Origin of the sequence: Candidatus Nitrosopumilus sediminis, assembly GCF_000299395.1 — an archaeon.
GTDB lineage: Archaea > Thermoproteota > Nitrososphaeria > Nitrososphaerales > Nitrosopumilaceae > Nitrosopumilus > Nitrosopumilus sediminis.
In genome coordinates this window covers 536,121-559,162 of sequence record NC_018656.1, presented here as the reverse complement: position 1 = coordinate 559,162, position 23,042 = coordinate 536,121, and the positions used below count along the sequence as shown (strand labels likewise).

The 23,042-nt window shown below is 33.2% G+C and carries 24 protein-coding genes and 1 other RNA gene; 15 read left to right on the top strand and 10 right to left on the bottom strand.

What is annotated here, in order from left to right:
• The first annotated feature begins 54 nt into the window (after positions 1-54).
• Positions 55-1,020, top strand: coding sequence for an ABC transporter ATP-binding protein (locus NSED_RS03415; protein WP_014964850.1), 966 nt, complete (start codon positions 55-57; stop codon positions 1,018-1,020).
• Here the strand turns inward: NSED_RS03415 and NSED_RS03410 are convergent.
• Positions 1,017-4,541 carry a chromosome segregation SMC family protein gene (locus tag NSED_RS03410; protein ID WP_026090049.1) on the bottom strand — a complete coding sequence of 1,175 codons (3,525 nt, stop codon included), beginning with the start codon at positions 4,539-4,541 and terminating at the stop codon, positions 1,017-1,019. The genes NSED_RS03415 and NSED_RS03410 overlap by 4 nt on opposite strands.
• 181 nt (positions 4,542-4,722) lie before the next feature.
• On the opposite strand from NSED_RS03410, the gene NSED_RS03405 reads away from it, so the two are divergent.
• Positions 4,723-5,460 carry a carbon-nitrogen hydrolase family protein gene (locus tag NSED_RS03405; RefSeq protein WP_014964848.1) on the top strand — a complete coding sequence of 246 codons (738 nt, stop codon included), beginning with the start codon at positions 4,723-4,725 and terminating at the stop codon, positions 5,458-5,460.
• Here the strand turns inward: NSED_RS03405 and NSED_RS03400 are convergent, their stop codons facing one another.
• Positions 5,461-6,555, bottom strand: a complete 1,095-nt coding sequence (locus NSED_RS03400; RefSeq protein ID WP_014964847.1) for an inositol-3-phosphate synthase — start codon at positions 6,553-6,555, stop codon at positions 5,461-5,463.
• 106 nt (positions 6,556-6,661) lie between these two features.
• Here NSED_RS03400 and NSED_RS03395 point away from each other — a divergent pair, with 106 nt between their 5' ends.
• The 3 genes from NSED_RS03395 to NSED_RS03385 are packed head-to-tail and all read left to right on the top strand — an operon-like array spanning position 6,662 to position 9,021.
• Positions 6,662-7,603 carry a deoxyhypusine synthase gene (locus NSED_RS03395; protein WP_014964846.1) on the top strand — a complete coding sequence of 314 codons (942 nt, stop codon included), beginning with the start codon at positions 6,662-6,664 and terminating at the stop codon, positions 7,601-7,603.
• Between the two features lie 43 nt (positions 7,604-7,646).
• Positions 7,647-8,360, top strand: coding sequence for a proteasome assembly chaperone family protein (locus tag NSED_RS03390; protein WP_014964845.1), 714 nt, complete (start codon positions 7,647-7,649; stop codon positions 8,358-8,360).
• Positions 8,361-8,403: 43 nt separating this feature from the next.
• Positions 8,404-9,021, top strand: coding sequence for a LysE family transporter (locus NSED_RS03385; protein WP_014964844.1), 618 nt, complete (start codon positions 8,404-8,406; stop codon positions 9,019-9,021).
• Between the two features lie 216 nt (positions 9,022-9,237).
• Here NSED_RS03385 and NSED_RS11075 read toward each other — a convergent pair whose 3' ends face one another.
• Both NSED_RS11075 and NSED_RS03370 read right to left on the bottom strand, forming a co-directional pair.
• Positions 9,238-9,882 (bottom strand): DNA-binding protein, encoded by a 645-nt coding sequence (locus NSED_RS11075; protein WP_232212330.1) that lies wholly within the window; start codon positions 9,880-9,882, stop codon positions 9,238-9,240.
• Between the two features lie 41 nt (positions 9,883-9,923).
• Complete coding sequence (locus NSED_RS03370) at positions 9,924-10,172, bottom strand: hypothetical protein (RefSeq protein ID WP_014964841.1); 249 nt, start codon at positions 10,170-10,172, stop codon at positions 9,924-9,926.
• Between the two features lie 72 nt (positions 10,173-10,244).
• On the opposite strand from NSED_RS03370, the gene dinB reads away from it, so the two are divergent.
• Entirely contained in the window at positions 10,245-11,339 is a 1,095-nt protein-coding gene (gene dinB / locus NSED_RS03365) for a DNA polymerase IV (RefSeq protein WP_014964840.1), read from the top strand.
• 7 nt (positions 11,340-11,346) lie between these two features.
• On the opposite strand, the gene artG is transcribed toward dinB, so the two are convergent.
• The 4 genes from artG to NSED_RS03340 all read right to left on the bottom strand — a co-directional run bounded on the left by artG (position 11,347) and on the right by NSED_RS03340 (position 13,878).
• The gene (gene artG / locus NSED_RS03360; protein WP_026090048.1) at positions 11,347-12,264 is read right to left on the bottom strand and encodes a thaumarchaeosortase; all 918 of its coding nucleotides are present in this window, start codon (positions 12,262-12,264) and stop codon (positions 11,347-11,349) included.
• A gap of 241 nt (positions 12,265-12,505) precedes the next feature.
• Positions 12,506-12,988 (bottom strand): hypothetical protein, encoded by a 483-nt coding sequence (locus tag NSED_RS03350; RefSeq protein WP_014964837.1) that lies wholly within the window; start codon positions 12,986-12,988, stop codon positions 12,506-12,508.
• A complete protein-coding gene (locus tag NSED_RS03345) occupies positions 12,989-13,648 on the bottom strand; it encodes a DsbA family protein (protein WP_014964836.1) in 660 nt (219 codons plus the stop codon).
• Positions 13,649-13,680: 32 nt separating this feature from the next.
• On the bottom strand, positions 13,681-13,878 hold the full coding sequence (locus NSED_RS03340; protein ID WP_016940118.1) for a hypothetical protein: 198 nt from the start codon (positions 13,876-13,878) through the stop codon (positions 13,681-13,683).
• A gap of 51 nt (positions 13,879-13,929) precedes the next feature.
• On the opposite strand from NSED_RS03340, the gene NSED_RS03335 reads away from it, so the two are divergent.
• Positions 13,930-14,223, top strand: a complete 294-nt coding sequence (locus tag NSED_RS03335; RefSeq protein WP_014964834.1) for a hypothetical protein — start codon at positions 13,930-13,932, stop codon at positions 14,221-14,223.
• Here the strand turns inward: NSED_RS03335 and NSED_RS03330 are convergent.
• The gene (locus NSED_RS03330) at positions 14,220-14,588 is read right to left on the bottom strand and encodes a C2H2-type zinc finger protein (RefSeq protein WP_014964833.1); all 369 of its coding nucleotides are present in this window, start codon (positions 14,586-14,588) and stop codon (positions 14,220-14,222) included. The genes NSED_RS03335 and NSED_RS03330 overlap by 4 nt on opposite strands.
• A gap of 83 nt (positions 14,589-14,671) precedes the next feature.
• On the opposite strand from NSED_RS03330, the gene NSED_RS03325 reads away from it, so the two are divergent.
• From NSED_RS03325 to NSED_RS03300, 6 genes are all read left to right on the top strand, one after another.
• Positions 14,672-15,058 (top strand): hypothetical protein, encoded by a 387-nt coding sequence (locus NSED_RS03325; RefSeq protein WP_014964832.1) that lies wholly within the window; start codon positions 14,672-14,674, stop codon positions 15,056-15,058.
• Positions 15,059-15,082: 24 nt separating this feature from the next.
• The gene (locus NSED_RS03320) at positions 15,083-15,955 is read left to right on the top strand and encodes an NAD(P)-dependent oxidoreductase (RefSeq protein ID WP_014964831.1); all 873 of its coding nucleotides are present in this window, start codon (positions 15,083-15,085) and stop codon (positions 15,953-15,955) included.
• A gap of 65 nt (positions 15,956-16,020) precedes the next feature.
• On the top strand, positions 16,021-16,782 hold the full coding sequence (locus NSED_RS03315) for an SDR family NAD(P)-dependent oxidoreductase (protein ID WP_014964830.1): 762 nt from the start codon (positions 16,021-16,023) through the stop codon (positions 16,780-16,782).
• Positions 16,783-16,836: 54 nt separating this feature from the next.
• A complete protein-coding gene (locus NSED_RS03310; protein WP_014964829.1) occupies positions 16,837-17,034 on the top strand; it encodes a hypothetical protein in 198 nt (65 codons plus the stop codon).
• Between the two features lie 233 nt (positions 17,035-17,267).
• On the top strand, positions 17,268-17,477 hold the full coding sequence (locus NSED_RS03305; protein ID WP_016940115.1) for a hypothetical protein: 210 nt from the start codon (positions 17,268-17,270) through the stop codon (positions 17,475-17,477).
• A gap of 48 nt (positions 17,478-17,525) precedes the next feature.
• A complete protein-coding gene (locus NSED_RS03300; protein ID WP_014964827.1) occupies positions 17,526-18,740 on the top strand; it encodes an NAD(P)/FAD-dependent oxidoreductase in 1,215 nt (404 codons plus the stop codon).
• Here NSED_RS03300 and NSED_RS03295 read toward each other — a convergent pair whose 3' ends face one another.
• Positions 18,741-21,698, bottom strand: coding sequence for a hypothetical protein (locus NSED_RS03295; protein WP_232212329.1), 2,958 nt, complete (start codon positions 21,696-21,698; stop codon positions 18,741-18,743).
• 402 nt (positions 21,699-22,100) lie between these two features.
• On the opposite strand from NSED_RS03295, the gene NSED_RS03290 reads away from it, so the two are divergent.
• Positions 22,101-22,730 (top strand): class I SAM-dependent methyltransferase, encoded by a 630-nt coding sequence (locus NSED_RS03290; protein ID WP_014964825.1) that lies wholly within the window; start codon positions 22,101-22,103, stop codon positions 22,728-22,730.
• Between the two features lie 33 nt (positions 22,731-22,763).
• Positions 22,764-23,042: RNase P RNA component (rnpB, locus tag NSED_RS10065), an RNA gene on the top strand.

Here is a 23,042-nt window from a genome sequence, read left to right as displayed (position 1 = left end):
AATTTTACGCATAAAAGATATTTCTTGATATACCTCTTAATTTAACAATATTCAATGAATGAAATACTAAAAGTAGAGCATTTGAAAAAATATTTCACTAAAAAAGGAATGTTCGGAGCAAAGTCCATCACAGTTAAAGCAACGGATGATGTTTCATTTTCCGTAAGACAAGGAGAAGTTTTTGTTTTAGCTGGAGAATCAGGATCTGGAAAATCTACTATTGCAAAATTAATCTTAAAATCAATTGAGTTAGATTCTGGAAAAATATTTTTTGATGGACAAGAAATTGATGATCAAAAAGAAAATTTGGAAAAAATTAGAATGAATTGTCAGATGATTCATCAGGATCCATACGACTCCATAAACCCAAGAATGAAAATAGGCCAGATTGTATCAGAACCACTTGAAATACACAAAATAGGAAGCAAAGAAGATAGAGATAAACGAGTTATCGATGTTTTGCACGAAGTAAAACTTGAACCTGCTGAAGATATTGTTAAAAGATATCCACACATGTTGTCAGGAGGACAAAGACAGAGAGTGGTATTAGCACGAGCACTTGCACTAAAACCCAAAGTAATTCTTGCAGATGAACCAGTTTCGATGCTAGATGTTTCAATTAGAGCAGAAATGCTTGAGTTGATGCAGGAATTACAAAAAAAATACAACATTTCATTTATTTACATCACACATGATTTGGCTACTGCAAGATATTTTGGTCAAAGGATAGGGATATTGTATAAGGGCAAAATTGTGGAAATTGGGCCAATAGACCAAGTTCTAACCAAACCAAGGCATCCATATACTCAGGCATTGATTGATGCAATTTCACAGCCAGACCCAGAAAACTTACACAGAGAAAGAAAAATCAGGATAAATGAACCTGCAAGTATTGACACTGAACATGGATGTAAATTTAGAGACAGATGTCCTTATGCTATCGAGAAATGTGTTGAAGAGCCAGATCTGAAAATGACAAACGAAGATCATTATTTTGCATGTTTTGTAAAATTAGACTAGGAAGTTTTCATTGAAGGTAGACGTTTATCTTTGTATGTAACAACATTTGAGACCCCATTCTTTGGAAATACACCATAGATCAGTTTCGCCTTTTGTATTACAGAATCTTTTAGAGACACCATGATAAACTGACTCTCTTTTGATCTTTCTTCTAAAATTTTTGCTAGTCTTTCAGAGTTTGGAGCATCCAGATGGGCATCAACTTCATCGAACAAGTAAAATGGTGAAGGTTTCAGTTTTTGTAACGCTAGAACAAACACAATGGCAGCTAAAGTTTTTTCGCCACCACTAATGGAAGTAGACTCTCTTTTTGGTTTATTTGGAAACTGAATCAAATAAGAAATTCCAGAATTAAACAAATCATCTTCATTTTGCAGCTCTAACCAAGCATTTCCTTCAGTCATTTTATTGAAAATCAAACGAATCTCTTTATCGACTTTATCAAAAGCATCCAAGAAAGTTTGGCGTTTATCCTTTTCAATATCCTCAATAAATTTAACGATGGAATTTCTTTCTGCTTCTAGAGAATTCTTTCTAGTAGACATTGAGCGATATCCATAGGATACTTCAAGATATGTCTCAGGTGCTTTTGCATTTAATGCATTAAGAGAAGACAATTCGGCAGTCAATCCCTGCACAATAGATTCAACATCAAATGTTTCCATATTTTTATCAAATCCAAACGCAGATAGAATTTGTTGTAATTTAGTCTCATTTTCAGTTAAATCATGTAAATCTCGATTAAGAGAATCCGATTGTCGTTCAAATGTATTGATTTGTTTTGTCAATTCTCTATCTTGTTCAGATAAAACCTTCAGTTTATCATCAAATTCTTTAAGATGACCAATAGAAGAACCAGAAGTAGCAATTAATTCTTGTTCTTTTTCACGTAGAGATACTAGTATAGCATTCTTAGGCTCTTTTTGTTTTTCTAATTCTTGTATTTTTGTTTCAAGTTCTTGACGTTCAATATTCAACGATTTAGATTCATCCTCAAGACGATCAGATTGCGATTTTTCCCGATTATATTGAGTTTGAAGTGTGGTTTGTTGTGAGGATTTATCACGGTACTCATTCATAATTGTGGTGTATAATTTTTCAATATCAGATTTTTTGATGTTAATTCTAGATAATTCATTTGCAATTCTGTCTTGTTCACCGCTAGCATAATTCTCCTCAACAATTGCAATACGTTCTTGCAAGGATTCTATGTGAGATTCACAAGTATTTACTTCAGATTCGATAATGTTGTTTCTAGAAGTCAATTCAGAAATTCTTTTTGTTAATTGTTCCTTCATGTTAATTGCAGAGGCAATTCTAGATTTGAGATTGGCTAGATTTTCAGTGGTAGATGTTAAAGAATTTTCAGAAATTGATAGTCGATCATCATAAGATTGGATAGATTCTTCTAATTTTTTTAAGGAATATTTTTTCTTCAACATGTATTTTTTTATAAGACTGATAGATTGGAATAATCCATCAATATCACTGCTCATAGAGATAAGTTTTGTGAGTTTTGAGATTTTTGAATCGATATCAATTACGACGGTTCCACCCTTTGCCTCAAAAAATTCACCATCAATAGTGACTGATTTGTATCCCTTTTGTGAGATATTATAAGCAGATTCTCGGTTTTCAGTGAGAACGATATTACCAAACAGGAATGTTTTGAGGGAAGAATATGCAGGATCACAAGTCACATAGTTTGAAAGGATTCCTAAAACTCCAGTTTCTTTAGGCAAAGATAGCGTAAATTTTGGAATAGCATCTAATGGAATTATCTTAAGTTTTGGAAGTTTTCTGCTTCTTGCAACTTCTGCGATACCAAGTAAAGTTGCAAAATCTTTTACAACAATTGCCTTAATCCAATCCGAACTAACTGCCAACATGGAGCGCTCATATTTTTTATCCCACGATATCATCTCATAAACTAATCCTTCAATACCAAGTTTGTCTGCATCTTCTTTTAGTTTAGCAACAGTGTAGTCTTCATGCATGAATCCTTTAACAGTTTTAATTTTTGATTCGTATTGATTTGCAGCTTTACTAGACTTTTCTAAAATTAATCCAAGTTCATCCATATCATTGTGTATCTTTGATTTTCTTATCTGTAGTTTTTCAATTCTAGATTTTAATTCCTGTATAGATGCATTATGATTGTTGAGCATAGTTTCTAATTTAGATTGATATCCAGTTAGTTGGACAATATCATTTTCAAGTTCAGAAAATTTTACTGTATTTGCATTGATTTTAATTTTAGATTCATCTTGCTCGTGTAAAACTTTAGAGAGTTTTAGTTTAGCATCATTTAGTTGACCAGTAAGTGTTTTGATTTTATTATCAATTTCAGATTTTTTTGCTGCGGCTTCGGATTGTTCAGTGAGAATTTTATTTCTTTGAGAATCGATTACTTGTAAATCATCATTAATTTTACTTTTCTTGACATTTGTTTCTTCAATAGATTCTTTGATTTTTTGTATTTGTGTATCAATGTCACTTCTAGCTTGATTGATGTCATTAATTTCATTTTGAATTTCAGGCAATCTAGAATTGATTTGTTCTATTCTTTTCTTTGATGCAGATATTGCAGTGTTATCAATTTCATATTGTTCCATCGCAGTACTAATTTCTGCATCAAGAGAAGCTTTTGCTCGATTGTAATCATTTGCCTCAGCCATTAATTTTGTTTTTTCAGTTTCTAAAGAACCAATTTCTTCTCTTAGAGTACTTCTTTGAGCATCAAGAGTAGTAATCTCAGCAGTCAATTCCCTCAAAGCAGACTCTTTTGAGTCTTTTTGGCTTGAAATAACCTTCATTTTGTTGGCCGCAGCTATTGCTTTGTAGCGATTTAATTCACGCTCTAAAATATCATGACGTAATTTTTGGTTTCTCTCTTCTTCAAGTTCATCAATTCTTTTTTTGATTTCGCCCATTTTTGCAAGAGCGATTTCCAATCTTCTATCTGCCTCATCTAGTTGTTTTACAGATTCAGTTTTTTTATCATCAAAATAGGACAGACCAATTAAATCTTCAATAGTTTTTCTTTTCTCTTCCGAAGTAAATTCAGAAATTCTAGTTACAGTTCCTTGTTGAACCGCATTTAGTTGCCCTAATCCAGCATTTGCCATGTCAAGTAAATCAAGAATATGGCTTCGATTTGTTTTCTTTTTGTTTAGATAGTATGTGTTTTCACCATTTGCATCCATCTCTCTTGTGATTTCAACAACATCAGAGTCAACAGGAATTTTCCTATCAGAATTATCAAAGTGGACACTAGATCGGGCCATTTTAGGTCCTCGTCTATTTCCTTCAATATCATGAATTAGTGAACGCAATTTATCAACTCTCATTACTTTTGGTTTGTTTTCACCCATTGCAAAGATAATAGCGTCTAAGATGTTACTTTTTCCAGAACCATTGGGTCCAGAAATTGAAACTAGACCAGGTTCAAACTGTACAGTAGTATTCTTAAATCCAAATGATTTGAAACCAAAGATCTCGACTTTTTTAACATGAACCAATGACATTAATTTCTAATTACGTAGGATAATCGATGGTTAACAAGTTTAGTTGACATAATTGCATAATTTTTCTTGTTGTATTATGATATTTTTCGTAGCGGTAAAACCACCTTAAAGATTTTTTAAGGAAATGATCGCATTCTTACGCCTACTATAATTACTAAAAGAAAATTATAGATTCATGGTAAAGCTTGGATTAATTCAGACAAAAGTACATAGTTCAAATGAAAAAGGGATTGCTCAAGTATCAAAAATTTTAAAAAAACTAGGAAGACAAAATACAGACATTGTGTGCCTACCAGAGCAATGGCTAAAAAATAACAAAATTACTGACTTTGAGAAGGAATTTTTGGAATTTAAGAAAATAGCAAAGGAATTTTCCATGACAATTATTCCAGGGGCATTCTATGAAATTACCAAGAAAAGTACATCCATAATCGCCCCAATTATTGGTCCAATGGGGGAATTCATAGGCAGGCAGGAGAAAATTCATCCTTTTGACTATGAAAGGGATAATGTGAAGCCGGGAAAAGAGGCTAAAATCTTCAACACAGCATGCAGATTTGGAATAATAATTTGTTATGACATGGTATTCCCAAAGGTTGCCAACACATTTGTAAAAAAAGGAGCCCAAGTCTTATTTTCACCCAGTAGAATAGTCAAAAGAGGCATTGAGCCTTGGCAAATGTATGTACAGGTCAGAGCATTAGAAAATAGAATACCCATCTTAGCAGCAAATGTTCAAAATTACAAATTTGGGGGAAATAGTCTCATCATAGATTTGATTGAAAATAACAAAGTCATGACAACTAAGATTACGAGATTGGATGGAGAGTGTGGCATAAGCAAAGAACTTGATTTGAAGAAATATGAAAAGAGTAGAAGAATAAGATTTAGAGATTCAAATAATTTTCAGTGACTAGTCACCAGCAACAAATTTTTCACATTCAGCTTTTGCTAAAACATCGGATGTTTGTTCAATAGGGTGTTTCATCAAATATGCACTTGCAGGTTTTATTGGTCCACCTATGCCTCTATCGAGGGCAATTTTTGCCAATCTAATTGCATCTATTACAATACCCGCAGAATTTGCTTTGTCATCTACCTCTAAACGAACTTCCATATTATATGGAATGTTTGCCCATTGACGACCTTCAATTCTCATAAACATAAGCTTGGTATTTCCTAAGAAAGGAATAAAATCAGACGGACCTACATAAATTTGATCATCATCAAGTCTTTCTTTGAGTTGACTTTGAACACTTTCAGTCTTAGAAATTCTTTTTGATGCCAATCTATCTTGCTCCTTCATGTTTAAGAAATCAGTATTTCCTCCAACATTGATTTGATATGTTTTTTCAATTTTTGTTCCTCTATCACTACAAAGTTTAGCTAAAGTTCTATGAACAATTGTTGCGCCAACCTGACCTTTGATATCATCGCCAATACAAGGTACATTTGCATCCTCAAACTTTTTTGCCCATTTCTCATCAGATGCAATAAAAGATGGAATACAATTAACAAATGCAGTCTTTGTATCTAAACAAATTTGAGCCCAAAATTCAGTCACCTTATCAGAACCGACTGGCAAATAGGATACAATAATTTCAACTCCCTTTTCTTTGATGACTCGTTTAATCTCTTCAGCAATTTGTTCAGTTGTTTTTGTGCTCACAATAGGCTTAATTCTATTTTCAACCCAAACCCCAACTCCATCTAAAATTGGGCTTTCATAGACCATTGCATCGTTTTTTGGCAAGTCATCTTTTGCAATCCAATCAACCATGTTCGGGTATTCATAAATTGCCTCATGCAAAAGTTTGCCAACTTTATTTTCACCAACATCAAATCCACAAACAAAATCAATATCATGAATACCATATCCAGCTAGTTTATCATGAATAATACCAGTAATTTCTTGTGAAGGGTTTTTTCTATAATACTCAATGCCTTGGATTAGACCTGAAAAACAATTACCAATACCTACTAAACCGACTTTGATTCTACCAGCCATTTAAAATTCATTATTGAAGGGGAGGTTTAAAGTTTCCTTAAGAAATTAAAAAAAAGCATACAACAAAGGCAGGATTTTATATTTGGCGTCAACATACAGAATAATCATGATAGATCCTGGCCGTCCAGTAAAAGATATTCAAATTGATTCAAACATGCCAATTGAAAAAATTTTTGAAGAGCTTTCACAATCAGGAGGATTTGAATCAGTAAACCTCTCAGAAGGATTAGGAATTTTATCAGAAATGATTTCAGATAAACAGTGTTTGAGATTTGTTTCATTTGTAGGTGCAGTAGTATCCACAGGCCTCAGAGGAATAATCAAAGACATGATCAAAAACAAATGGTTTGATGTAGCAATCACTACATGTGGAGCATTAGATCATGACATTGCAAGACATTTTTCACATTACAAAGAAGGTTCATTCACAATGGATGATATGGAGCTGGCTGAACAAAATATCCATAGATTAGGCAATGTATTAGTTCCAATGGATAGTTACGGTCCACTTATTGAAGAAAAAATGCAAGCATTCCTAGAAGAAGAATATCAAAATGGAAATAAAGAAATGAGCACTGCAGAAATTTGCAGAATGATTGGTAAACATCTAGGAGAGGATTCATTTCTTCATTGGGCATACAAAAATGATATTGACGTAGTTGTTCCAGGAATAATGGATGGTGCTGTAGGAAGTCAAATTTGGTTATTTACACAAAAACATAATGATTTTAAATTAAACATGGTAGGAGATGCAAACTTGCTTTCTGGATTAATTTTCAAGGCTGAAAAATCAGGAGCATTCATGATTGGCGGAGGTATTTCTAAACACCATACATTGTGGTGGAATCAATATAGAGAAGGATTAGATTATGCATTTTACATTACAACTGCTCAAGAATTTGATGGGAGTCTGAGTGGGGCATTAGTAAGAGAAGCAATCTCATGGGGAAAAGTAACACAAAAAGCAAAACAATCAACATTGCATGCAGAAGTGACAACAATATTGCCATTTATTTATGCAGCGTTAATTTCAAAAGTACAAAAATAAAATTAGATAAAACCTATTATTTGATCATCGTTTGTAGTATTCATTGTCTCCAAAAATCAGAATTAGAGAGTTACGAAAATTAAATTTAGAAGAAGGATACCTCATTGACGGGTTTCCCTCCATAGGATTCAGTAGTACAATTGCAACCGAATCAATGATTCATACATCACAATTTGAATTAGCAGGAGTTGTTGATTCTGAAAGTTTTCCACCCATCAGCATTATCAAAGATGGAAAACCAAATTTTCCAACAAGAATTTTTGTCAATGATGATTTGAAAGTTGGAGTGTTTTTGTCGTATCTCACATTAGAACAATCATTACATAAGATCACAGCAAAAACAATGTTATCATGGGCAAAAAAACACAAAATCAAATTAATTGTTAGCAGTGTAGCAATAAAATCATCAAACAATATTGAAAAAATGATATGTATTGGAAGCACAGAATCTGCAAGAAATAAAATAAAAGAAGCAGGCTTGAAAGTATTAGAACATGGAACAGTTCCAGGCATTCCTGGCATGTTACTAAATGAGGGAAGCATTTCAGATCAAGATGTCATTGTAATAATTTTTCATACTGATGGAAAGGGTCCAGATTTTAAATCAAGTGCAGAGTTGTGTATGGCAATGTCAAAATTAATCCCCGGAGCATCGTGTGACATTACATCGTTACAAAAGGAAGCTGAGAAGGCGGAGATAATGATTAAAAAAACACAAGAAGAGACAAACCACCTTAAAGATTTCATGTATAGATAAAATTCAAGCAGATTTATTTCATTATGAAATATTAAATCATGGAATGGTGGAGATTTTTGAATTTGCAGTTATTGTAATTACAATTTCAGCTTCAGGGGTTATGGCACCTGGACCACTTTTCGCAGCTAATATTGCATATGGATTGCAAGGAGGGGTAAAGTATGGAATAAAACTAGCAGTAGGTCATTCAATTGTAGAATTTCCATTAGTGGTTTTGTTAGGAGTAGGAGTATTTTCTTTAGAAATATTTCCAGAATTTAGAATGGTGATTTCAATTTTTGGAGCGATAACACTTTTTGTATTTGCTATATTACAAATTAAGACAGTATTACAAAAAAGAGACATCAGATCAAATCCAAAACACGGTCCATTAATTGCAGGAATTACCCTAAGTGCATTAAATCCATTTTTCATTATTTGGTGGCTTACTATAGGATTCAAGTTGATTTCAGATGCCATGTTAATTTGGGCATTTTCAGGAATGCTAGTAGTATTTTTTCTTCATATTTGGATGGATTTTGTATGGTTGGGAGGAGTTTCATTCCTTACATCAAAAAGTTCACAAATAATTTCCAATAAAAATTACAAATTCTTAATGATAGGATTAAGTTTTGCTCTAATATATTTTGGAATAACCTTTTTGATAGATGTGACTCCTTAACCACAATCCAAAATTTCTATCTGGGAGGGACACTGATCATTGTATAAATTAATTTTTTCAAGTGTATTTTCACAGAATTCAGGATCCAATGATTTTTCGTATGACCTAATCTCATTAGATAGTATAACATATTCAATATTACAAGTGTTATTTGTCAGCACCAAAACCCCAAGCAAAAATAAACCACCAAATAAAAATAATGCTAAATATTTTAAATTAATTTTTTGAAATATCAATTTCCATGGTAGAAACATTACGTTGTTTTCCATCTTGGGAAGTTAAAGAATCAGATGAAATTCTAACGTCACTAATTACATAACCAACAGAATTCATTCGTTTGACAATCATTTGAGAAACATCAACTGCTTGTGTAATTCGTTTGCCCCTAGCTTTTATTGTCACAGTGGGTCTTGTAGAAAGTTGAGTTAAAGTTGCAGAAACATAAGTCATGATAGGCTTGGTTCCAACAAAAATTACATCTCGTTCTTCTGGAACTTTTCGTGTTTCAGAAGCATTGGCAGCAGAAGGTTCTGGTGCTTCAAGTTGTGGTTCAGGTTCTGGTGCTTCAAGTTGTGGTTCAGGTTCTGGTGCTTCAAGTTGTGGTTCAGGTTCTGGTGCTTCAAGTTGTGGTTCAGGTTCTGGTGCTTCAAGTTGTGGTTCAGGTTCTGGTGTTGGTTCAGGTTCTGGTTCAGGTTCTGGTGTTGGTTCAGGTGCTGGTTCAGGTTCTGGTGCCGGTTCAGGTTCTGGTGCTGGTTCAGGTTCTGGTTCAGGTTCTGGTTCAGGTTCTGGTTCAGGTTTAATTCTAGAACCAAATTCTGAAAGAATGTCTTCTGCATCTTTAGATTTTTTAGTGTTGCTCAATTTCAAATTCCTGTAATAGCAAATTTCTCTCTCGCTTTTATTTAATTTTTAAGGTGTTTTCCTTGCACATAGTCCTCAAATAATTTTTCAAGATCGTCATCACTGCCAATTTTCTTGATTTGTTCAACTAAATCAGGTTCTTCAATCTCATAACAATTCATAACATCTTGAGAATCTTTGAACACCAACATTACTTTCTCTTTGTATATACAATGATAGAGTTTCTCTTTTTCCATTTTTTCAGGTTTGAATTTTACCCCATTTTCATCTACAGATACTGGGTATTCCATAAAAATACTAAATCAAATCAATATTTAGATTAATACACAAAACAGTAATAATCAAAATGATTCACCAAAGTATTGGAAACCAGAGTAGTTTTCCACATAGATTTTGATTATTTTTATGCTCAATGCGAAGAAACAAGATCACCTGAATTAAAATCAAAACCTGTTTGTGTATGTGTTTTTTCAGATAGAGGAGGAAATAGCGGTGCAATTGCAACTGCAAATTACACAGCCAGAAAATACGGAGTCAAATCAGGAATTCCCATTTCATTTGCCAAAAAAAGATTAGAAGAAAGAAAGGATGCAGTTTTTTTACCAGTGGATTTTGATTTCTATTCAGAAATATCAGAGAAAGCTATGGAGATAATGAAAGAAAGTGCAGATATTTTTGAATATGTAGGTAGAGATGAGGCTTATTTGGATGTAACAAAAAGAGTAGATGGTAATTTTGAAAAAGGATTTCATTTAGCACAGCAAATAAAAAATTCCATTCGGGACAAAATTAAGCTAAGCTGCTCGATAGGAATTTCTCCCAACAAGTTGATTTCAAAAATAGCTTCAGATTTTCAAAAGCCAGATGGTTTGACTTTGGTGTCACCTGATAAGGCAGAAGTATTTTTAGAGCAATTAAAAATTAGAGCAATACCAGGCATTGGAAAAAAAACAGAAGCGAGATTTTTGGAAATGAATCTAGAAACAATTCAAGATTTAAAAAATCTAGATATTTTTACATTAAACAAAGAATTTGGAAGAAAAACTGGCACGTATATCTATAATGCAGTCAGAGGAATTGACAATGAGCCAGTCAAAGAAAGAGAAGCAAGTATACAATACAGCAAAATTTCAACATTAAAAAAAGATTCAAAAGATTATCAATTTTTATCTGAAAACATAAGAGAGCTATGTAAAGAAGTACATGACGTGGTAAAAAAAAATAACAGAATGTTCAAATCAATTGGAATTCATTTTGTTCAATCAGATTTATCAAGTAAATCAAAATCAAGAATGTTAAAAAGCCCCACATCAAGCATAGAAGAATTACAGAAAACAGCAGATATACTTCTAAAAGAGGCATTAGAAAATCAGACTACAACAATTAGAAGGCTAGGAGTGAAAGTTTCAGAACTTTCTGAAATTCAAGGACAAAGCGACATTACGTCTTATTTTTAAAAGGGAATTATTTTTCAGACTTTTTTAATCGTCTTGACTCTATGATCACTACAACCAGAATGAATGCAAATAACCAAGGCAAGAACATGATCTCACCTGCAATTTTATGATATTCCTCCCAAGCAACAGGATCAGTTGTTACTTTAAGCGCATACCAAGATAAGGAGAAAATGCGAATTAGGTTAACAGTAATAGTGCCAATTATTCCCAAAACAAAATAGACAGCCTTTCTTTTTCGAGGTATGTTTAATTTCAACATGAATGCCCCAATCACCAATGAAAATATGATGATACTGTGAACCCCAGCTGATGGCCAAAATACTTGAAGAGCCATAGAACCATGATCACCACGCAAAAACATCACATTGTCACGAGCTACTGCAGTTCCAAGATCAAGTACTGTTACTAACCACACATTTGCTTGAACAAAATAAGGGACAACATATTGTAAAGGACCAAGCGTATCATATGGAAAAAATGCATCAAGTGAAAGAATGATAGCAGTTCCAGTTAGAAAGATAGGTCCAGCAGGTGCAATTCTAATCCAACGTTTTCCAAAGAAAATACTCAATGCAGCAACGACAAATATTGCCATTACAATAAAATCCCACATCCAAGTCCAAGAATAAATTAATTGTACATCAAAGAATTCTGCAGATTCGTTAATGTACTCTCTTAGTCCATACTCTAAGGAAATAAGGTACACAATGGTTACAAGTGCCATTGGTATAACAGATAGTAATCTTTTCTTAGAAATCACAATTTTCAATCCAATTAATTCAGCAACAATGAAAATCAGAGCAAAAAAGTACCCACCCCTCCCCTCATTCCAACTCCAAGCAATGGAATCTGGAAATGCAATCATTGAAAAAAGAATAGGGCTAGAAATGATCAGAATTCCAAAAATTAAATTCCAATTCTGCATCAAGTTAGATCTAAAAGAGGCAAATAAATATCTCGACTTTATCTATCTCAAAATTCATCAAAGTGCAATAGAAATTAAGTTTTAATGCTAATCTTCAGCATCTTCAATTTCATCAGCTTCTGGATCTCTCCTACTAGGCCTAATTGGGATATAGATGAATGTCACAATATTATTTGAAAACACTATAAGATACATTCCAAGGTTGTAAAAGTTTGCCTAATTGGTAATTTCTAATGCATTATTATGCAATTTTTAGATTGCATTCAATTTTAAGTGATTTTACAGTTGTGAAATAAGTAATTGCCAGAATTCCAATTGCAATAATTCTAATTGGAATTTCATAATTAGTCAAAAATGCTGTAGCGGTTGCTCCGACTGAACCAAATGTAGAAATTACAGCAAATCCAATGGGGCCACAACTACATGCACCAGCTGCAGCACCAATTATAGATCCAAATATTCCTCCACCCATTTTTTGTTTTGATTTTTTGAGAATGTTTATTCGAAATATGTTCATTGGAAGTACTAATGCAGACAATACAGAAATCATTACAATAAGTACCAATCCAAATTCAGTTCCAGATGGAATATGACTAACCACATAAGGTTCTAAGAAAATGTATTCAGACAAGATCAACAAACCAACCAACATAGATGAAAAAATAACTATTGATAATGAAATATATTTTGAATTAGAAAACACAAGAGAAATTGTAGACGACATCTATACCAAAGTATCCAATACTTGTTTAAATACAGAATATGGTTGTGCACCGCTAATTTGTTTTTGTTGGTTATCACCAACTACAATAAAAGTAGGAGTAGATCGTATACCTTGTTCTCTTGCTTGTTGAATATTATACTGAACACGTTTAGAATATTTACCAGAATCAAGACAACTGTTAAACAATTCCATGTCAAGACCCAATTCAAATGCAAATGCCTTTAATCTTTCTGAGTTTGCCCATCCATTATCTACATGTTCCTGAGAATTATACAGCATATCATGAAAGTCCCAATATTTTTCTTGATCTTCTGCACAGTATGATGCTTGCGCTGCTTTTGGTGAATCACGACCTAAAAAAGCCAAATCAACAAAAACCAAATTTGCTTTACCAGTTTCAATATAATTTTCTACTATCTGAGGTTTTGAAGTATGAAACCATCTATAACACATCTCACATTGATAGTCCCCAAATTCAACGATGGTGATTGGGGCATTCGGATCACCCAAAATCGGTGAACCCATAGAAGTAGAAATAGACCCATGAGTTCTATCCATGTCTAAATTAACAGTTTCAGAAGAAGGTGTAGAAAGAGACACTGCGATTCCAGCAAGAATTGCAATAACAATTACGCCTAACACTAGGACTTTTTTATTCATATAATAAAACAGCCAAAGTTGGTTAAAAAAACTTATTCCAAATTACGTGAGGATTTTCGTTTGAATAAATTCACAAATTTTGCAATTGCAATGTCAATTGGACAAACCTCACATGCAATACTTGAAGAATGGCTATCAAGATGTTTTTCAAACTTTTCACGAGATTCAAGAACTAGATCACATTTTTCGCAATAGATCTTATTGATGTGATTTTTTGGAGATTTTTTCACAAATATTTTTGGGTAATCAGTGCTTATAAAGATCCTGTTGAAAATCAACATGTGAGAAAAATATTGGAAAAATTTGTGACAGCATTTTTCATTGTAACATTAGGTGCATTGTGGTATTGCACAAAATGCTTTGTGAAAGCAAATCAATACAGAATAGTCATTTATGATGTTTTAGGAAATCAAGTGGATATAGACGGAGTAAGAACAAGTTTCAACACACACAAAGTTGCAAATAGTTTTATTTCAGAATATCAAAACAGATTTTCACAATACACATTCTCAATATCAACAGAAATGCCCATAATCAAAAGAAATTGGCTATTTGAGAATTTAAAAAAGAATTAGATATAATGAATTCTCATATGAGCATTTAGTTCAACTTGATATTGAGTAACAAATCCGCAATGGGTACAGGAAAACATTTCATGTTCTGATTGAGTCGTAGTTCTTTCAATCACTTTTCCAGAAATAGATGTGATGTTTATTACGTCATTATTAGAGATGACTGCAAAATTACGTCCTTCATCTATAGAATCCAAATATTCTTTTATTGCAGAAATCACTTCAGACACATCAATTATTTCATCATCAAATGAGGATAAAGTAAATTGATGATTTTTCAAAGTGGGAATAGCAGCAACTTGATCTGCCACATAAACAAGTAAATCATTTTTTATCGATAGGATATCTCTACAATCAATTGTGAGCATAAAATATTACAATTAAATCAATATTTTAGTTTAACATCAATTTGAAAATGATTATTATGGATTAATTTTGTCAAAATAATCACATGGGAGATTCAGAAACATTTGGGGTTGAAAAAGGACATGGTGAAGAAGTTGTTTCATGGCTAAATGAACAGGCAAGATTACATTCAATGAAACTAGAGGCAAGATTATACGGATATAGCGTAACCACTGAAAACTTTGGAGATTTTGAAATGTTTTCATGGATTGGGGATGTTCAGAGTGCAAGAAAGATGATCATCAAAGCAAGTAAAAGATTCAAGGTAAAAGTAATTGAGGGAGGATACAAACCGAAAGAAAAGATCATCAAAATGAAGAAGTTTGATTTTGCAAAAGTGAAAAAAGGAGATAAAACGATAGGACAGTTAGAGTTTGTATCTTCAAGATTTGGAAATAAACATTGGGAGATTCAAAATGAAGAAAGGCATTGAGTCAACAGGAGGAGAGAAAAAGATTTGGAAAAAATAGGAATTATAGGTTTGGGAATGCTTGGCAATGCAGTAGCATTACATTTGCTAGATTTAGATTTTAAAATTACAGCATATAACAGAACAAAAGAAAAAACAAATCAGTTAAAAGAAAAAGGTGCAATAATTGCAGAGTCGCCTAAAGAGGTTGCAGAAAATTCAGAATTAATCATTATCGTGGTAAAAGATGCCGATGCAGTAAGACAAATTTCATTTGATAAAAACGGAATCATTGAAGGCAATCACGAAAAATTAATTGTCGCAGACATGAGCACCATTGATCCTATGGAATCAAAAAAGATTTCAAAGATATTTCAAGATTTCAACATTGACAAATTAGACATACCAGTTATGGGAGGTCCAAATGTTGCAATAACAGGAGACTTGGTCATGATGGCATCAGGAAATAAGGAAAGTTTTGAAAAATGTGAAAAAGTCTTCAATTCAATTGCAAACAAAGTATTTTTTCTGGGAGAAAGCGGGGTTGCCCATTCAGTCAAATTAGCCATGAATCTTCAAATCACAATGCTAGCATTAGCTCTATCTGAAGGAATTACATTAGTGAAAAAATCAGATGTAGATCCTAAAATATTTCTTGAAATATTAAACTCTACATATTTCAAAACTGGAATGAGTGAAAAAAAAGCATACAAAATGATAGACGGGAAATATGATACTACATTCACACTTGCCAATCTAAAAAAAGACATCACCACCATGACAAATACCGCAAAATCCCTAGGAATCAAATTGCCAATGATTACCAAAGCAGAAGAAGTTTACCAAAATGCAATCAAAGAAGGATTTGGAGATGTTGATTATACCGGGATCATAGAATATCTCAAAAAAATAAATGAATAAAACAAACCAAAATCATGAATAGAATTTAACAAAAATTCTATAAGTTAGAAGCATAATAGAAATTTATGCGCTTAAATGATAAAGTTGCCATTGTCACAGGTGCGTCAAGTGACATAGGTAAAGGAATCGCAAAAAGATTTGCAGAGGAAGGAGCCAAAGTCGTCTTGGTTGCAAGAAATTTGGAACAATTAGAAATTACTAGAAAAGAGATAGGCAATGAAGGTTCAACAGTATCAATATCATGTGATTTAACTGATGAATCCCAAGTATTACAAGCAGTAAATCAAATTATGGATACTTATGGGAAAATAGATATTTTAGTAAACAATGCAGGGGCAATAAATGATCCAGTACATTTTCATGAAATGCAAGATTCTGAAATTAAAAAATTAATTGATGTAAACCTGCTGGGAGTTTTCCACATGACTAAAGCAGTACTTTCAAAAATGTCTGATGTCAAAAGCGGAGCCATTGTTAATGTAGGTTCAATCTCAAGTGAAAGAGCAATCCCAAGAGTTCATTTAGCAGTATATTCATCCACCAAAGCTGCAATTTCGATGTTTACAAAATCTATCGCAGTTGAATATGCAAGAAGGAACATCAGATGCAATTGTGTTAATCCAGGAATCATCAATTCAGGAATGATCAAGCCATATCTAGATGATCCACAAGCAAGAAAAGTGCTTGAAGAAAGATTGCCTCTTGCAAGAGTAGGAGAACCAGAAGATGTTGCAAATGCAGCATTGTATTTGGCTTCAGATGAAGCAAACTGGGTAACAGGAGCCATATTGAATGTAGATGGCGGTAAAACAGCTTCAGAAGGATGATTAAAAGTTAAATCATAAAATAAATCTTAAATCTAAAATACACATATAGATTTCATGGCAACTAGAGAAGATCTAAGGAATGATATTCTTAAAGCAACAGAAGAACAACAGAAACTGATGGATTTGAGAAAGCCATTTTTGGGTTCAAAAGACAATGAAGATCAAATGAATGCATTTAGAATAACAACTCAAATTATGAAATATGAGGATTTTATCAGAGATACAGAAAAACAACTAAGAACAATGAAATGACATATGAAATAAAAGATTCAAGATGTAAGGTTATTCTTTTTTGAATATACATGATAGCTAAATCCAGTTACAAGTACAATTATTCCTGTAATTGCAGACCACATCAAAAATGATCCAAGTTCAGATTCATCCATGATTTTACACATATTATTAAACATCTAAAGTTTAGGTTGAGAACAAATTATTCCCAAAAAGCATGAAACATCTAAATAGATTTGATGTTGACGGAATTTATGCCTGAATTTACATGTCCAGACTGTGGAAAACGCCTATTTCATGAAAATGAAACTACATTAAAAATTGAGGAAACAATTCACTCAAAGTTCTGCAGAAAAACAGAAGGAAAAGTTCATAGTTATATGCATAGGGATCTGGCACATATGGAAACTTTTGATTCGGAAAGAGAGAATGACAGTACAGGCACACCAGTACTAAAAAAATAATCAAAACTACCTCAAAATTATATCCTAGGGCATCATTGTTGAAATTAATTGTCTGAAGAATATGATTATGATTTGGTAGTTGTAGGTGGAGGACCAGCAGGATCTTCAGCAGCATTTGCAGCAGCCAAGAAAGGGGTCAAAGTAGCTTTACTTGAAAAAGAAAATTCCATTGCAGAGACAGTTAGAACCAGCGGAGTCACATGGATTCAAAATATCAAAGAATTTGGAATTCCAGATGATTGTTTTAACCCAATCAAAAAATTTTCATTTTGTTCACCAAATAATGAAGTCACAATTAGTGATACAGTTTCAAGAGCAGCCGTATTAGATGTAAGAAAAACATACAGATGGTTAGCAAATGAAGCAGAACAATTAGGGGTAGATGTTTTCGTTAAGACGAATATCAAAAACGTCATAAAAAATGAAAGTGACGATATTGTTGGAGTTACAGGAATAGGACCTAATGGAGAAGTAATATTTCATTCAAAAGTAGTGATTGATGCAACAGGTTTTCCATCCACCATATGCAAAGCAATGGGATTTGTATCTCAATGGGAAAGATTTGGAGCAGGTGCGGAATATGAAATGAAAGCAGAACATGTAGATTCAGACACATGGTGGTTAATGGTAGGGCAACAATATTCTCCTGCAGGATATGCATGGATCTTTCCACTTGGGGGCAATATTGTAAGAATAGGCGTAGGAGTTGGAAAACCAGAATCCAATGTAGACCCCACACAAAGACTAAAAGAAATAATCGAGAAAAAACTTGGTCCAATTAAAAAACTTGGAGAACTCAAAGAAGTAGAATTTCATTACGGGTTAATTCCAAATGATGGATTATCCAGAAAAACAGTTTTTAATAATTTAATACTTGTTGGAGATTCCGCAGGGCAAGCAAATCCATTAGTTTTGGAAGGTATTAGATATGCAATAAAATTCGGAAGGGTTGCAGGAAAGGTAGCTGCAGAGGCAATAAAATCAGGCAACACAGATGAAGAATCGCTTTTTTCTTATGAAGAAAATTGGAGAAAGGAGATTGAGTCAAAGATTAATTCAGCAGGTAAAGTGCAAGATAGATGGATCGGATTAACAGATGAAGAATGGGATAAAGAGCTAGACATCATAAAAGAATTAAAACCAGAAGAGTTTATTGATTTTATCAAAGCAGATTTCGGATTATCAAACATGATCAAATTAGCAACACATCATCCAAAACTTGCGGTCAGACAACTATTCAATCTAGTAAAGGGAAAAAAATAATTATTTTACATTAAAGAAATCAGTTACAGTAACGTCATGATATTGCAGTTGTGTGACATAAATCCCAGGTTCAAATGAACGAGATATGACTTCGGTAAATAATCCAGAAGAATTATCTTTTAGTGCAATCTCTTCAATTAAAATGCCTCTTTGATCATAAACATCTACAAAAAGATCCTCCCTAAATGCAAGTGTTTTTTGAACAGCTCCGGACACAATTAATTTATCATTGTCATAAATGGCTTCAACTACAGCTACACGAGATCTTATAGGGAGATATCGTTCAATGATAGTTTTTAATTCATCAAGATTGTCATCTATGTTTTTAGCATCTTTATCTTTGAATGCAAATTCAATTTGGTTTATCACTGCTGAAAACCGAGGATTTTCAGTAAAACTATCACCTCCAAACTTTTCTGCAAATGATTCCAATTCTTCAAATTCACGAGCAAGATCAACAATATTCAAATCCACATCAGTATATTCAAAGTCAAATTCTTCCTCAACATGTACAATTTGTGAAGCCTTAGAGTCCTTGTATTGAAGCATTACGACATAGAGTCCTGGGTCAGTAGGAGCTATCCACTGCGTGAAAAAATTGCCTTGTTTAGTATCAGTGAATTCAAGACTGCTGTGAGGAGTACCATCCATTTTGTATACAGTGACGTAGAGGTTTTCGCGCCTATCAAAAATGGATTTTTCAGTTGCCCCATTAATAATCCAGATATCTTTTTCAGGATCAAATGAAATATCGTAAATAATACTATCACTATCAAGGACCAAATGCTTACTTAGATAGTCACCAATTTCAGATATCTTAGATTCAGCATCGACAAAATTTGCCAATTCAACCATCTTATTGGCATCAGTCATCATTTGATTATATTCATCTACATATGTTGAGAATCCGGCATTATGGAAAGTGGACACCATAGTTGAAAAAGCATCTAATTTTTTACGGAATTCAATACGTTTGATTTCATCAGAAGTGTAGCCAACATCAGAACCATACGGATCATCAGAATATGCTTTTGAAACAGAGCTCCATTCATTAAATAAATCACGGACTAGTTCATCAGCTTGATCAAGATCATTTTTGATCACAAGGTCTCGCACAGTATCAATTTTTTTGTTAAAAGTTTCAGTAAATTCAATGTAGTTAGGTAAGAAACGATTTTTAGTTAAACTCAGCTCCACTAAATTTTCTAAAGACTTTGCTCGCTGTAAAATGTCACTTGCACGAATTTTGTATGCATCTTTGTTGTAAGAATCCAAATCATTTTTGATTTTAGGAGATACGTCACTAACCCAACTCAGTAAAACTTCGATTCGGTCTATTCGAGTAATAGAGGGATTACCAGATTCCATTTGTTTTGCAGTGTTTAGAATTTTCAATGCATTATCAATTAAAAATAAATTTTCATAGTCAGCTTGCAATTCAGCTTTTTCTTTCATTGTTTTATATTGGAATTCTAAAATAGTCAGAGGACTTCTTTTCTCGCGGAGTTCGGTCATCGATTTATCAAATTCAGAGACAATTTCTAATACATCATCTATGGTGTCAGCATTTTCAACACGTTCTAAAAGAGATTTCCATTCAGATATGACTTCATTGTCAACCCCAGCGGATTGAGAAATTTCTACACTTTTGTTGATTCGAGATGCAATGTCAATGACTTGCGCCATTTGTCGAATTTCAGATTCAGATTCCAAAATATCGTTAACAGATGAAGCCAAGGCTAAATTATTACTTAATTTCTTCCAATCAGGGTAAATCAGGTTTGCAAGATCGCTATTTTCCTCAGAATCAGATGAAATGAATCTATCAACATTGTCAAGTTCTCGTAACAAGACGGCTGCCTGATGTAGTTCAGTAACTCGAATGGATGATGCAATTAATTCATCAATTGACTCTTTGGCCATCAATGAAGGTTTCAGAGAATCCCAATCATTTTGAACTAATCGATAAAGATCACTTTGCTTTCTTGAAACCACATCAAGATATCTAGACTTTGAAAGAACATCAATTAATTCACTGATTTCATCAGAATATACAGGAGCAGTCCCCCTTGCAAAAATAAAACCAACCTCATTTTTTACAGATTTGCTCATCACAGTATCAGATTTTTTCATCAAGTTCAACAGAGTTTCTTCTAATTCATCAAAAGTCGGTGTTCTTTGAGCAGATGCTTTTTCAGGATTTACGTTTCTAATATCCACAAAGGCATCAGTTAGTAAGTCAATTGATTTTGTTTTATCGCCTATTTCATAATAAAATGTAGATGCAAAAATGATTTCGTCAATAGATTTTGCAATTTCAAATGAAATCTCATCATCAGATAGTAATTTTTGTACTGAATCTAATGATGAAGAAATGGCAGGTCTGATCAAAGGATTAATTTCAAGGATCAAGTCATCTACATAGAATTCATTCCATAAAGCAACAAAGTCAGATTCTAATTCAGATAAACTATCTGGTTTTTGATCAGACACAGGAGATGAAATATCAAACAAATTTCCAATTGTGATTCCTTGTGCAGTTAGCAAATTTTTAGCGGAAGATACCATTTGTTCATTTGTTAATTCAGAAAAATCATTAGAAGATACACTAAATGTTGTAGTGGTAGAATAATCACCATAAAATAATTTAATCTCGTATTCTCCCGGAATTCCACAAATTCTACCCTCCAAAGGAATTACATTTGTGATAAAAGCACCATTTGGCAAAGGCATCAATTGTTGTATTTGGCACAAATCACCTTGAGGGTTGAAAATCTGCATTATTAGAAAAGAATCATCCAAAATATTTGCAATCTGCCCATAAACAAATAGGGGCTCACCACTATCATAATTGCCAAAATTTTCCAAGACAGTTATCCTGTCAGGTGTTTGTGCAGATGCGTATACAGGCATCAAAAGTACTATAAACAGACTCAAAACTACAGGGATCCGACTCACAAGGATCCAAATCTATGCTTATAGTACTTAAAACTTGGGCAGCTAGGGTATGAAATATTCGTTCAGTTTTATGAATTAAGTCATGGCAACTACCTGATAGTAGTTGCCAGACTCAATTGTTGGCACAGTGTTGGTTTGGAGGGTCTGGTAAGACATACAAAATGAATGGAACTGCTCAATAGTGCATTTTGCACAAGCATTACAAATCATGCTAGTAGGTTTGAAACATTCGGGACATCGTGTATTCTCGGATAATTTTCCACCACAGTTTCGGCATGATTCATCAGGCAATTCTCTTCAAAAATAATTATTAGAAATTGAATATAAAATACACGAAGAAGTTGTTCATATCAAAGATCAGTAAGACGAAGATTATAATGGAAATAAAAAATATTCTGAAATATGGATAAAGTCAGAACAACTTTTGATGAATGGGCTCAAAACGGAAGAGCCGAGTTAATGGAAGTTGAACACAGAAAAAATGTTTTAAAATTTTTAAAAACAATATCATTTGATCATCCATTTACATTTTTAGATGTAGGATGTGGTAATGGGTGGGTAGTTAGAAAAATTGCAAAAGAAAAGAAATGCAAGAAAGCCATAGGGATTGATAAAAGTAAAAAAATGATAATTCAATCTAAGAAGAAAAAAGACAGTGAAAAGGAAGAGTTTTTTCATACAGATATTGAATCAATGAAATACAAAGGAAAGTTTGATTTTATTTTTTCGATGGAATCATTGTATTATTCAGATTCTATTGAAATTGCATTAGAAAAAATATACAAATTGTTAAAACCAGGAGGAAAATTTTTCTGCGGAACTGATTTTTACACGGACAACAAGGCAACTGCAAGATGGGCAGAAATGATGAAAATTCAGATGCACCTTCACTCAAAAAAAGAATGGAAAAAATTTTTTCAAAATGCTGGATTCAAAGTGAAAACAAGACATGTCAAAGATTTGAAAAATAAGAAAAAATGGAAGAGAGAGCATGGGACTTTGTTCATCACAGGCATAAAACCTACAAAGTAATACTCAAATTCAATAAGCAGATAGACTAATCATGTGAGCTGGAGCACGACACGCTGCTACGGCAGAGGAAACTCCTCCCTCCAAACAGGAAATGTGATCTGGAGATAGATAATCAGAGATGGTTGGCAACGGAGCAGAAAATGATCCAATATGGCGCACTATGATGGCAAAACCTGAGGTTTCCATAAAAGGAATGAAAAAGACGACCCACATGGAGCAAAGCCAAACAGAACTTAAAGTTCCTGTACTAGGTTCAGGTAGGCTGCAAAGCGAAATATCGTGAAAACAGAAGGAGGGTTACTCCCAGCACAC